At 61.5% G+C, this 10,772-nt stretch carries 13 protein-coding genes; 5 read left to right on the top strand and 8 right to left on the bottom strand.

What is annotated here, in order from left to right; all coding sequences use genetic code 11:
- Window positions 1–29: 29 nt before the first annotated feature.
- The gene (locus BP846_RS00120) at window positions 30–953 is read left to right on the top strand and encodes a class I SAM-dependent methyltransferase (protein ID WP_292392032.1); all 924 of its coding nucleotides are present in this window, start codon (window positions 30–32) and stop codon (window positions 951–953) included.
- A 187-nt stretch (window positions 954–1,140) separates the two neighbouring features.
- Here the strand turns inward: BP846_RS00120 and BP846_RS00115 are convergent, their stop codons facing one another.
- From BP846_RS00115 to BP846_RS00100, 4 genes are read right to left on the bottom strand one after another with little or no spacing between them, the layout of a single operon-like run.
- Entirely contained in the window at window positions 1,141–1,533 is a 393-nt protein-coding gene (locus BP846_RS00115) for a Zn-ribbon domain-containing OB-fold protein (protein ID WP_292392013.1), read from the bottom strand.
- 4 nt (window positions 1,534–1,537) lie between these two features.
- Window positions 1,538–2,698, bottom strand: a complete 1,161-nt coding sequence (locus tag BP846_RS00110; protein WP_292392012.1) for a thiolase domain-containing protein — start codon at window positions 2,696–2,698, stop codon at window positions 1,538–1,540.
- On the bottom strand, window positions 2,695–3,747 hold the full coding sequence (locus BP846_RS00105; RefSeq protein WP_292392011.1) for a hydroxymethylglutaryl-CoA synthase: 1,053 nt from the start codon (window positions 3,745–3,747) through the stop codon (window positions 2,695–2,697). The genes BP846_RS00110 and BP846_RS00105 overlap by 4 nt, the downstream gene beginning before the upstream one ends.
- Window positions 3,741–4,451 carry a helix-turn-helix domain-containing protein gene (locus BP846_RS00100; protein WP_292392010.1) on the bottom strand — a complete coding sequence of 237 codons (711 nt, stop codon included), beginning with the start codon at window positions 4,449–4,451 and terminating at the stop codon, window positions 3,741–3,743. The genes BP846_RS00105 and BP846_RS00100 overlap by 7 nt, the downstream gene beginning before the upstream one ends.
- Before the next feature lie 122 nt (window positions 4,452–4,573).
- Here BP846_RS00100 and BP846_RS00095 point away from each other — a divergent pair, with 122 nt between their 5' ends.
- The 3 genes from BP846_RS00095 (at window position 4,574) to BP846_RS00085 (ending at window position 6,915) form a co-directional block, all read left to right on the top strand.
- On the top strand, window positions 4,574–5,242 hold the full coding sequence (locus tag BP846_RS00095) for a DUF120 domain-containing protein (protein ID WP_292392009.1): 669 nt from the start codon (window positions 4,574–4,576) through the stop codon (window positions 5,240–5,242).
- Window positions 5,235–5,912, top strand: coding sequence for a 3,4-dihydroxy-2-butanone-4-phosphate synthase (gene ribB / locus BP846_RS00090; protein ID WP_292392008.1), 678 nt, complete (start codon window positions 5,235–5,237; stop codon window positions 5,910–5,912). The genes BP846_RS00095 and ribB overlap by 8 nt, the downstream gene beginning before the upstream one ends.
- Before the next feature lie 337 nt (window positions 5,913–6,249).
- Window positions 6,250–6,915: a recombinase family protein gene (locus BP846_RS00085; RefSeq protein WP_292392007.1), complete on the top strand. Its 666-nt coding sequence runs from the start codon at window positions 6,250–6,252 to the stop codon at window positions 6,913–6,915.
- Between the two features lie 153 nt (window positions 6,916–7,068).
- Here the strand turns inward: BP846_RS00085 and BP846_RS00080 are convergent, their stop codons facing one another.
- Together BP846_RS00080 and BP846_RS00075 are read right to left on the bottom strand one after the other, a co-directional pair.
- Window positions 7,069–7,635 carry an RPA family protein gene (locus BP846_RS00080; protein ID WP_292392006.1) on the bottom strand — a complete coding sequence of 189 codons (567 nt, stop codon included), beginning with the start codon at window positions 7,633–7,635 and terminating at the stop codon, window positions 7,069–7,071.
- Window positions 7,632–8,909 (bottom strand): nucleotide-binding protein, encoded by a 1,278-nt coding sequence (locus BP846_RS00075; RefSeq protein ID WP_292392005.1) that lies wholly within the window; start codon window positions 8,907–8,909, stop codon window positions 7,632–7,634. Before BP846_RS00075 ends, BP846_RS00080 begins: the two co-directional genes overlap by 4 nt.
- Window positions 8,910–9,238: 329 nt before the next feature.
- Between BP846_RS00075 and BP846_RS00070 the strand changes: the two genes are divergently transcribed.
- Window positions 9,239–9,433, top strand: a complete 195-nt coding sequence (locus BP846_RS00070; RefSeq protein WP_292392004.1) for a DUF1858 domain-containing protein — start codon at window positions 9,239–9,241, stop codon at window positions 9,431–9,433.
- 13 nt (window positions 9,434–9,446) lie between these two features.
- Here the strand turns inward: BP846_RS00070 and BP846_RS00065 are convergent, their stop codons facing one another.
- Both BP846_RS00065 and nrdD read right to left on the bottom strand, forming a co-directional pair.
- On the bottom strand, window positions 9,447–10,334 hold the full coding sequence (locus tag BP846_RS00065) for an adenosylcobinamide amidohydrolase (RefSeq protein ID WP_292392003.1): 888 nt from the start codon (window positions 10,332–10,334) through the stop codon (window positions 9,447–9,449).
- Window positions 10,331–10,693 (bottom strand): anaerobic ribonucleoside-triphosphate reductase, encoded by a 363-nt coding sequence (gene nrdD / locus BP846_RS00060; RefSeq protein WP_292392002.1) that lies wholly within the window; start codon window positions 10,691–10,693, stop codon window positions 10,331–10,333. The genes BP846_RS00065 and nrdD overlap by 4 nt, the downstream gene beginning before the upstream one ends.
- Window positions 10,694–10,772 lie beyond the last annotated feature (79 nt).

Raw genomic sequence — 10,772 nt, 5'->3', positions numbered from 1 at the left:
CGCATACCTAAAGATGGCTGGTGGTCGATGTGGATAAGGAGCAGTGGTGCCTTGCGGTACCGAAGCGAGAGGCCGAGCAGACACGGCGCCGGCTGCTTGAAGAGGGGCTCCTCGACCGGGGCTTAAAGCCGCGCCCCGAGGGGGACGCCATCCTCTTCCCGGTCGCCCGGGAGATCGCGGGCGCCGCCTGGTGCGAGTTCGAGGCCGTTCCGGAACGCGCTGAACTCCCCCGCCACGAGCTCGTGGGCGGGATCGCCATCATGCAGGACGACGACCCGGAGGCCGCCCGGATGCTGCTCTCCTCCCGGCCGTCCCTGCAGACGGTGCTCTTCCCGGCAGGTCCGGTCGAGGGGGAGTACCGCACCCGCCGGTTTACTGTCCTTGCCGGGACTCCCATCACCTGCACCCGGGTGACCGAGTACGGGCTCTACTTCGACGTGGACCTTGCTCTCGCCTACTTCTCGGCCCGGCTCTCGACCGAGCGGCAGCGGGTCCTCGAGACGATGGAGGAGGGGGAGCGGGTGCTCGATATGTTTGCCGGTGTCGGGCCGTTCGCCATCTCCCTCGCCCGCAGGGCCGCTCTCGTCGTCGCCGCGGATCTCAACCCCGCAGCGGTCCACCTTCTGGTCCACAACATCGCGCTCAACCGGGCTAAAAACGTCATTCCGATGCTCGCAGACGCCGGAAACCTCACCGGGATCGGCTTTCCCCCCTTCGACCGGATCGTCATGAACCTTCCTCTGGCCGCACCGCAGTTCCTCCCGGCGGCCGCCGCGCTCTGCCGGGACGGCGGGACGATCCATCTCTACGCTTTAGAGGAGCAGGAGGGTGAATTTCTCCCCCTGATCCGGGCTGTTACCTCCGGGGAAGTCACCGAGCGGCAGGTCAGGACCTACTCGCCGGGGAAGTGGCATGCGGTATATGATATCGTCGTGGAGAAAGAGGGCTGCTAATTTTTTCCGGCTGTCTTTTGAGGGTGTCCGATCTTCGCGATGAACAGAGTTCCGTAGGAGTGGGGTGGAGTGATATGGCTTCACGCGAAGGGGAGTTACTGAAAACCACCGCACCAACCTTGCTTGAGTCGGCAATGGAGGATAGTATGGGGTTCCTTCCGCGTGGAACCCCCAAAAGAGTGAAGGGTCACTCAGTCGGCACGAACTTCGTGCCGTAGTGGATGGTACCGCTCTCTCCGTCCGCCGCTATCCGGCGGAAGACGCTTCTAACCCGCATACCGATCTTCGCCTCTTCGGGGAGGCAGGCGACCTGGGTGGTGAGCCTCGGCCCCTCGTCGAGCTCGACGATCGCGAGGACGTATGGGGTGGTGTGCTCGAACTGGTCGCTTGCCGACCGGATCACTGTGTAGGTGACGACCGTTCCCTCGCCGTTGAACTTGTGGTCGACGATCTTGCCGCTCCTCCGACAGTCGGGACAGAGCGACCGGGGCGGGAAGAAATATCGCCCGCAGCTCGTGCACTGCGTCCCGATGAGGTTGTACCGTTGCGGGATCTTTCTCCAGAACCGTGAAACCGACATATATTTACGCCCCCAGGATGTGCACGACGACTGTCGCGCCGGTGCCGCCGACGTTGTGGGCCATACCGATCTCTGCATCCACCTGCCGGCCCGCGGCTTCGCCGCGGAGCTGGTTGACGATCTCGTAGATCTGCTTGATCCCGGTCGCACCGACCGGGTGGCCGCAGGCCTTCAGACCGCCGCTCGTGTTCACGGGGATCTCCCCGCCAAGAGCCGTCACCCCTTCTTCGGTGAGCCTGCCCGCTTCGCCCTTCTTGCAGAACCCGAGGTCCTCGATCGCACAGATCTCAGCGATCGTGAAGCAGTCGTGGACCTCCAGCATGTCGATATCCTTGTGGGTGAGGCCCGCCTGGGCAAACGCCCGCTTCCCTGCCGCCACAGAGGCATCCAGGGTGGATATGTCCCGCCGGTCGTGGAGCGCGATGGTGTCGCTCGCCTGGGCGCTTGCGAGCACCCGCACCGGCGAATCGGTGAACTCGCGGGCGCGTTCGAGTGGCACCACCACGACCGCCGCCGCCCCATCGGTGATCGGCGAGCAGTCGAAGAGCCGCAGGGGGTCGGCGACCAGCGATGAGTTCAGTACCGTATCGACCGTGATACGGTTCCGGAACTGGGCGATCGGGTTCTTCGCGCCGTTCTCGTGGTTCTTCACGGCAACCTGTGCGAGCTGCTCCCGGGTGAGCGGGTAGCGGTGCATGTAGTCGGTTGCAATCATGGCGTAGAGCCCGGGGAAGGTCGCCCCGGCAAACCCTTCCCACTCGCGGTCCGCGGCGCTCGCGAGCATGTCCACGCTCGCCCCGGTCCCGACATCGGTCATCTTCTCGACTCCCGCGGCGACCACGATCTCCTCCATGCCGCTTGCGACCGCGATCACTGCCTGCCGGAAGGCAAGGCCGCCGGAGGCACAGGCCGCCTCTACTCTCGTCGAGGGGACATGGTTCGTCGCGAGCCCGGCGTAATCCGCAATCAGGGCACCGATGTGCTCCTGCTCAACGAACCTCCCTGCGCTCATGTTCCCCACGTAGAGGGCGTCGAGATTCTCGCCGGAGATCCCGGCATCCTCGAGCGCCAGCGCCCCCGCCTTAACGAAGAGGTCGCGGAACGAGGTGCCCCAGTGCTCCCCGAACTCCGTGCACCCGACTCCGATTACTGCTACGTCTCTCATTTCTGCATCACGATCTTTCCTTTGTGTTTGGCATACAGTGCATAGTCGAGGTAGGTTGGGTTTGCGAGCAGTTTCGCGACGGTCGGTGCCCTGGATCGGTCAAACTCCCCGGAGTCGATGGCATCGGTGACTGTGATGTCGAAGGCGTCGCTCCCGGCCCCGGAGCCGAAGGAGGTGACGAAGATCCGGTCGTCGGGTTTTGCTACGTCGAGCGTGGCGGCAAGACCGATCATCGATGCCCCCGAGTAGGTGTTGCCGAGCCTCGGGACGACGAGGCCGGGCCGGATCTGATCATCGGAGAAGCCGAGCATCTTTGCCACCCGCTGCGGGAACTTCGCGTTGGGCTGGTGGAAGACAGCGTAGTCGTAGTCCTTCGGGTTCGTCCCTACCTGTTCAAACATCAGCCGGGCAGCGCCCTGAACGTGCTTGAAGTAGCCCGGGTCACCGGTGAACCGTCCGCCGTGGCGGGGGTAACTCTGCCCCTCGCGCCGCCAGAAGTCGGGCGTGTCGGTAGTGTAAGAGCAGGTCTGGTTGATATCGGCGATGGTCTTCTCATTGCCGATGACGAACGCCGCCCCGCCGGCCGCCGCCGTGTACTCGAGAGCGTCGCCGGGAGCGCCCTGCGCCACATCCGCACCGATAGCGATCCCAAACGGGATCATCCCGCTCTTGACCATGCCCATACAGGTCTGGATGCCTGCCGTTCCGGCCTTGCACGCAAACTCGTAGTCTGCGGCGGTCATATTGGGGGTCGCCCCAATCGCCTCACCGACCGTGCAGGCTGTGGGCTTGACCGCGTAGGGGTGAGACTCGCTTCCCACGTAAATGGCCCCGATAGCCTCGGGATCGAGGTTCCTCCGCCGGAGGGCGGCCCGGGCCGCCTCTACGGCGATCGTTGCGGTATCCTCATCCAGGTCGGGGACTGACTTCTCAAAGACCCCGAGGCCCCGGGTGATGTCGTCTGCGTTGGCACCCCATACCCGCGCGATCTCCGGGACTTTTATCCGGTATTGCGGTATGTAGACGCCGTACGAATAAATGCCTACCATGATTCTCCTCGTAGTGAACTTATAATCGTCTCGACATCCATCTCGGTGCAGAGCACCGTGATCCGGTCACGCTCCGCGAGGCCCGGGATCAGCGGGTGCACCTCTCCCGGGCTGATACCCTGCAGCACCACACAGCGGGGCTTGAACGGCGTTACCCTGATCGCCACCATGGGGGATTTCCCGGTTGAGACTTCGGTGAAGATGAGTGCACGCTCCGTGCTCCAGCCGTAGATGCGGTTAAACTCGCTCGAAGAGAGCTGGAGTATTGCATTGAGGCTGTTGATCACCGTATACCCATAGACTGTCTGGTCCATCGGGCCGCAGAGTGTGGTGGCGCCGATCACTCCGGCAAAGTCGGAGAGGCCCACAGGAGATGCATACTCGTGGATGTCGTAGATAACGTCTTCATCGAATTCGCTGTACAGAATTTTAGCAAATTTGTTGATGAACCGACCACCGTTGTCTTCATCGATCGAGAGGATCGTATCGACGATCTTGCCGACGATGGCGGTTCCCGGACTCTTTCGCCGTCCGCTCTCATAATCACTGATAACTGAAGGAGAGACCTCAAGGTGCTCGGCGAGCAGTCCCTGGGGGATGTTGAAACTCTGCCGCCACTTCTTGAGGGCCTGTCCCGGTGAGTCCGAGAGTGTGATCTCTCCTGCCATCTTCTCGGCAAGCTGATGCCGCACTCCGGATTTCATACAGCTAATGTTACCATTTGGACTTAAATAATTAGCGTATAAGTCATCGACATTTCACGAAGATCCGCTGGCTCCGGATCGTTGCGCAACTCGTATATAGTATGCATCTCAATTATGGTATAATGGTTGAAGCAGAGGACCTGCAGTCCCTGAAGACGATCGCCCTGCTCGGTGGGTGTAGAGGCCCGATCTGGCTCTCATCGCAGTCACTCGGAAACGCTCTGGGAATCAGCCCCCAGACCGCCTCGCGGCGGCTGATCGCACTTGAACGGCAGCAGTTCATCATCCGTTCGATGAAGTCTGACGGTCAGTACGTCGCTGTCACCCGGGAGGGCGAGCAGGAACTGAAACGAGAGTATACGGATTACGTCAGGATATTCGACCCGGAACGCAGGCAGTACGTTCTGACCGGGACCGTGATCAGCGGGCTCGGGGAAGGTCGCTACTACATGAGCATCCCCCATTACAAGGAGCAGTTCGGCGGATGCCTCGGGTTTGAGCCCTTCCCCGGCACCCTGAACATAAGGCTTGATGCGGCGAGCACCCAGGCTAGAAAACACCTCGACCACGCGAGGTGGATCGATGTTCCGGGGTTTACTGCCGATGAGCGGACGTTCGGCGGTGCCCGGGTGCTCCCCTGCAAGATTGAGGGCCACGAGTGCGCGATCGTCGAGCCCTCCCGCACCCACTACCCGGAGGATATCATCGAGGTCATCGCCGGATTCGAACTCCGTAAAGCTCTGAACCTGAACGATAACGATACGATCGATGTGGAGATTACCCATGATTGATGCAGCCATAAAGGCCCTGGCAAAGGGTGAATTTGTCCTGTTGTACGACTTTGACAACCGGGAGCGCGAGACTGATTTCGCAATCCGGTCGGATGTGGTCACACCTGCCCATATCAGGCAGATGCGTAAAGACGGCGGCGGGCTGATCTGCACGGCGGTGCATCCCGAGGCTGCAAAGAGGCTCGGCCTGCCGTTTGCGCACGACGTCCTGCGTGCGTGCAGTCTCGTCGAGAAGGACGGCGAGGTCCCGTACGACCCGAAGAACCATTCGTCGTTCTCGCTCTGGGTGAACCACCGGGAGACCTATACCGGGATCACGGACCGGGACCGTGCCCTGACAGTCACCGCAATCGCAGACGAGGTGAGAAAGTCGCTCAACGGCGGCGGTCACGACTTTGCCGCGCACTTCCGGACGCCGGGCCATATGGCGCTCCTGCGGGCCGCCGACCGGCTGCTCGATGAACGGCGCGGGCAGACCGAACTCTCGATCGCGCTTGCCGGCATGGCCGGGATCACTCCGGCGGTCACGATCTGCGAGATGCTGGACGACGAAACCGGGTTAGCCCTCTCGAAGGAGGATGCGGCGAACTACGCACGGGAGCACGGGCTCGTCTTTGTTGAGGGGCAGGAAGTGCTCGACCGGTGGGAGTCCCGGAGACCGGGAGTATAACTTTTTTGGGCCTGTGGCCTGAGGCGGTCTGGAAGGGCCTCTGGAGCCGTTCGGAACGTCTGAGTCTGAGATGGCCTCCGCGTTGCGATTTTCCGAAAAGAGGAAGCTTGAGCACCGTGCAGATTCGGATCGCGTTGCTCTCTGGAGTTGTACCCCCCGGGACCGCACCCGGAACAGGGGCACAACCATCCTCTGGGGGAGGTTGTCTCCGGTGTCTGTTATTACACATTACCGGAGCAAGGCTGGAATATTTCCGGGATCCCCCGACACGCCTTAAAATCACGTTGCTTGAGGTTCTTGAAAAACAATATATACAATTATACAATACCATAAACGGATGAAAAAAGATGCTGTGGCATACTTGAATACAAGAAAGAAGGGGGATTTCGCAGCACAAAAAGCTGAAGTCGAGAACTATTGTAAATACCGGTTTGGGATCGTCGGGATTTTCCATGACCACCGGGCGAATGCAACGCCTCCGGAGAAGCGGAAGGGCTTTGTGGAGATGCTGGATTACTGTGCCGCCAACAACTGCCCCGACATTATCATCTACGATCTTGCCGATCTTGCCAGGGATATGGATGCCGGGCTTGCAACGCTCAGAGCCCTGAACGATCAATACACAGTTTACTGCGTGAACAATGATTTCTTCGGGTTCCGGGACGACCCGGAACTCCGGAGGGAAGCCACCGGTAACTTCATCGCGTATATGGACCGATATCGGGAGAGCACCCGGAAGGCCGCCCCGCTGGCGTCGAAGAAGGCGAAGAAAGAGGGAGGGCGGCCCATTGGGAGGCCGAGAGCGCTCAACGAGGGTCAGGTTGAGGCGCTCCTCACAATACGGCAGTCCGGGACAAGCATCAGCCAGATCTGCAGGATGTTCGACGTCAGCAGGAGCACGGTCAGCAAGATCCTCGCGGACTACCCTGAACTGAAGGGGGAGTGGAAGGGGGGCAGGCAGGAGCCCGGCGAGGGGGTGACGGGGGAGGAGCAGACGGAGTAACCCTCCGGGAGGGTTGCCCAGGTTCACGTTGCGATGTCTGTGGGAACCATGAAACACTCGTTCTACCATCTCCAGGTAAGGCGCCCCGCCAGGGCGGCCGGCATGATCACGATTACTTTGTCAAAAAACAGTTTTGGGAGGTAGATCGCGGCTCTACAACTGCACCTGGGTGAGTGCGTCGTAGGCGATCTTCCGGTAGACGTCCGGCTGCGTCCCGTACTCCTCCTGGGCCTTTTTGGAGTCTTCGGTGGTCCCGAACGCTTCCAGCCGGTCCAGGGTTTCGCGGGCGGTATCCAGCACCCAGAGGTCGCGGGTATCGCGGTCCACGACCGAGATCGACTCCACGCGAACCGAGACCAGGCAGGTCCCGTCCGGGGTCGTGTAGAGGTTCGGCTTGCCGACGACGGCGACGAACGCAGGTGCCTCTATCCGGGCAAGTTGCTGCATCGCCTCGGGCTGGTACGACCCTGCCATGATGAAGAAGGTCCCCGTCGGGTCGACCACCCGTCCACGGTAGAAGATGTTCTGGTCACCCTGCCGCTGCTTCTCCGTGAGGGTTCCCACAACAAAGATGCGGTTGCTCCGGATGCCGCTCGGGAGGAGGACGAAGGTCGGGCTCTTCTCGTCGTCGCCCTCCTTGAACTGGTAGCGGGTCTCGCGGAGTTCGGATGCAAAAACCCTCCGCGCCGGTTCACGCTCGTATGCGGCCTGGGGGCTCATGCCGGCTCACCTCCGGCGCGGTTCAGCAGCGCAGCCAGTTCTGCGGGCTCAAACGTGATCGGGGTGCAGGAATCGACGAGCAGCCTGCCGGCGAACTCGCCGCCGCTGCAGGTGTAGTAGCGCCCGAGCACCGCATTCCTGACACGGTAGAAGATCTCGTCCATGCCGAGCGGGTTCGATTCCGCAATCCCGATAGCTTCGTCCAGGGTTATCCCGACGAGTTTCTCAACGACGTCGCGCTGCATCAGGACATTTCGGGCGCGTATGCCGTCGTCCAGGACCGCTTTCAGGCGGAGGTCGTACCTGAAGTTGGGCTGGATCTCATGCACCGGGCAGTAGTTCTGCCGGGAGAGGGTCCGGTTGCACCCCTCGACGGGGCAGCGCTTGATCAGGCCTGAGCCGGGAGCGACATGGACGAGAGCGCCCTGGATCTCGGTCTCGTTTCGCCCGACCTCGATATCACCCTCGTCCGATATGTACATCGCCGTGTTCAGGGAAAGGGAGAGCCTGCCGTTGTATTCGTCGATGGTGGCATAGAAGATGTTGTAGACAGTATCGAGACTCAACTTCTCCTTGCCGAGCGGCTCCTCTGGAGCCGCCGGGTCGGCCCCCTGGGATGGGCCGTCTCCGTCCTCTTTCCAGATGACGAACTTGATGGTGCCGCTCTCGTCGCCGAGGAGCCCCGTCTGGAGCATCCGGTCATGGGATACTTCCCAGTCCTGGATGACCTTGGCCCGCACGCTTCCCACACCCGACTTCAGTTCTGTAATCGGCGTTATCGAGGGGAGGAGCGGAACATCCTTCTCCATCCGGGAGATGGTGGTGCCCGAGTGGATCTTCAGGTTCGGTGCGCCTTTATACTCGTCGACGACCGCGGACTCGATCCGGTACCAGCGACCGTACTCCATCGCAGGGGCGTTCGCCCGGGTCCAGGTCACGAAGCGCATGGCGCCGCTCGAGTCGGCGATGATCCCGGTCTGCGCGATCGAGGGCGAGAGCGATGGGGTCAGGGCAACGATCTTTCCCTCGATCGTTACCCACTCGCCGGGAACAATCTCGCTTATCGGGCGGAGCTCCGTGGAGGTGCTCCCGACACCGGTGAGGTTATACTCGCGGGCGAGATCGCCCGTCACCGTCCGCTCGGCCTCGGCGATGTTGACGCCGAACTCCTCGACGAGACGGTGGAGGCGTGATTCGATCTTCTGCCGATCGGGCTGTGCACCCTTTGCTTCAAGTTTCCGGGAGATTCTCTCTGTTACCTCGGATAGGTTCATACTTACATCTCCAGTCTGTAGTTTACACCGTGAGGGTATTAAGACTCGGCGCGCGGTGTGAAAATGAAACCCGGACCCTCGCCATGGAAGGCCACCGATACGGCCGACCGGGGAAGAGCGCGGTGGCAGCGGCCCGTCTGCATTTTCGCGTCACACAGTGGCGGCCGGAAGGCGTCTCCTCGCTGGCGAGATGAGGTCTTTCGAATTCACCGGGCCCCCTGTCCGGAAGGGACGCCCGAATGCGCCATTTTGCAGTCCGGGGCCGAATCGTGCGATCTTCGCGCCCGCTCCTTTAACGTATATATAGGGGCAGGGACAACATCAGCTGTATGGCATTAACTGCGGACAGTACAATCGCGGACCTCCTTCGGGAGAAGCCCGAATCGGCACAGGTACTCTTCCGGTTCGGAATGGGTTGCCTTGGCTGTGCCATCGCAAATAACGAGACGATCCGGGAAGCCGCCCAGGCACACGGCGTCCCTCTCGAAGAGATGCTCTCTGCCCTCGGCGTTGCCGAGGCGTGAAGCCGGTAGGGTTCTACAACCGGTCCCGGAGGCGCTTGAGCTCAGCGAGAGTGGCCTCGGGATTTCTTTTCATATATTCCGCGACCTCCGGGACATGCAGGAGCGTGCATGTGGCGCACCCCCAGACCCTGCCGCCGCTCGAACTCTCGACCCATTCCCCGAGTTCCTCATCGGTGCAGGGGTAGCAGGGACAGTAGCAGTAGTCGCACCGCTGGCCCGGGAAGTGGCAGGGGTAGTAGGGACACCCCTCCTTCTCCCACTCCACCCAGTGTTCTCCGCCGTAACGGCTGTAGATGAAGAACGACGGATCACTCCGCCGGACCTTCCCCTGCTGCCGCGCGAGAGCCTCCGGGAGACCGTAGAGGACGGCCGCATGGACCCGTTGGCCGACTTCGGTCAGTGTCCCGGCGTAGGTATGTACCGGGGCGGCGTTGCGCTCACAGGCGACGACGACCGCATCCGTGGTAGTGCCGGGAAAATCGTAGCCAAGGTCGTGGAGCGCCTGCGCCTTCGCCCCGGTCGACGTGATGATCGCCTCGAGGAGCGCGGCGTCGCACATCCCCTCACGGCTGTAGACGATGATGTTGATGGTGTGCGGAGCGTCGTCGACAGAAGGCGTCGGATTCGTCACCCCCGCCGTGATGAAGACCGTGACGAAGTCGTACTGGAGGACGCAGAGGTGGCGCATATCAACGGCGGTCAGAAGCCCGAAATACTCGCCGGAGAGTCCGTGCCGGGCTGCGAGGAGGTCGAGGTGGCGCGGCGGGTCGTCATCAAAGTCGCGCGGCACCGTATGGTTCAGGACCGTCGTGACGTCGGCGATACCCCCGTTGATGCCGGTGCTGGCCGCCCTGAACCAGCCGCGAAGGAATAGAGTGTCATCCCTGACAAAATGCCTCATACAATGGAATAACGTGCTCTATCTTTCAATTCCTGCTGTTTGCCCGCGTTCCAGCCCGCGACGTCCTGAAGGTATCCGGTAACCCTGCTGATCTGCATGACGTCATGGCTCCCGCATTCGGGGCAGACTGCATGGCCGCAGAGCGGGCAGTACTCGATACTCTCGACGATGGCGTGGTGGCAGTCGCAGTGATCAAGCGGGCACATGATCTCAAGCGACGCTTCACCGCAGTGAGGGCAGGGGGTCTCGTCCACGACGAAGTGGCACGTGTGGCACTTGTACCGCCGCTCGTCTACGGGGATATCGTTGAGGCTCCGGTATTTCTCCGCCAGTCTCCGCTGTTCTGGGCTCCAGTTCATGGTACCAGTGTCTGCAGGAGATTATATAATTCTTGAGATGCGGGATGGGCCGCATCCGCCTCAGAACACTCATAGGGTT

It is taken from the genome of Methanoculleus sp. UBA303 (assembly GCA_002501655.1).
GTDB lineage: Archaea > Halobacteriota > Methanomicrobia > Methanomicrobiales > Methanoculleaceae > Methanoculleus.
This window is presented reverse-complemented; position numbering and strand designations above follow the sequence as displayed.

What these genes read in the sequence shown, in the direction of transcription:
- BP846_RS00115 (WP_292392013.1), bottom strand. Translation starts at nt 1,533, where the DNA reads ATGTCGGTTTCACGGTTCTGGAGAAAGATCCCGCAACGGTACAACCTC.
- BP846_RS00110 (WP_292392012.1), bottom strand. Translation starts at nt 2,698, where the DNA reads ATGAGAGACGTAGCAGTAATCGGAGTCGGGTGCACGGAGTTCGGGGAG.
- BP846_RS00105 (WP_292392011.1), bottom strand. Translation starts at nt 3,747, where the DNA reads ATGGTAGGCATTTATTCGTACGGCGTCTACATACCGCAATACCGGATA.
- BP846_RS00100 (WP_292392010.1), bottom strand. Translation starts at nt 4,451, where the DNA reads ATGAAATCCGGAGTGCGGCATCAGCTTGCCGAGAAGATGGCAGGAGAG.
- BP846_RS00095 (WP_292392009.1), top strand. Translation starts at nt 4,574, where the DNA reads ATGGTTGAAGCAGAGGACCTGCAGTCCCTGAAGACGATCGCCCTGCTC.
- ribB (WP_292392008.1), top strand. Translation starts at nt 5,235, where the DNA reads ATGATTGATGCAGCCATAAAGGCCCTGGCAAAGGGTGAATTTGTCCTG.
- BP846_RS00085 (WP_292392007.1), top strand. Translation starts at nt 6,250, where the DNA reads ATGAAAAAAGATGCTGTGGCATACTTGAATACAAGAAAGAAGGGGGAT.
- BP846_RS00080 (WP_292392006.1), bottom strand. Translation starts at nt 7,635, where the DNA reads ATGAGCCCCCAGGCCGCATACGAGCGTGAACCGGCGCGGAGGGTTTTT.
- BP846_RS00075 (WP_292392005.1), bottom strand. Translation starts at nt 8,909, where the DNA reads ATGAACCTATCCGAGGTAACAGAGAGAATCTCCCGGAAACTTGAAGCA.
- BP846_RS00070 (WP_292392004.1), top strand. Translation starts at nt 9,239, where the DNA reads ATGGCATTAACTGCGGACAGTACAATCGCGGACCTCCTTCGGGAGAAG.
- BP846_RS00065 (WP_292392003.1), bottom strand. Translation starts at nt 10,334, where the DNA reads ATGAGGCATTTTGTCAGGGATGACACTCTATTCCTTCGCGGCTGGTTC.
- nrdD (WP_292392002.1), bottom strand. Translation starts at nt 10,693, where the DNA reads ATGAACTGGAGCCCAGAACAGCGGAGACTGGCGGAGAAATACCGGAGC.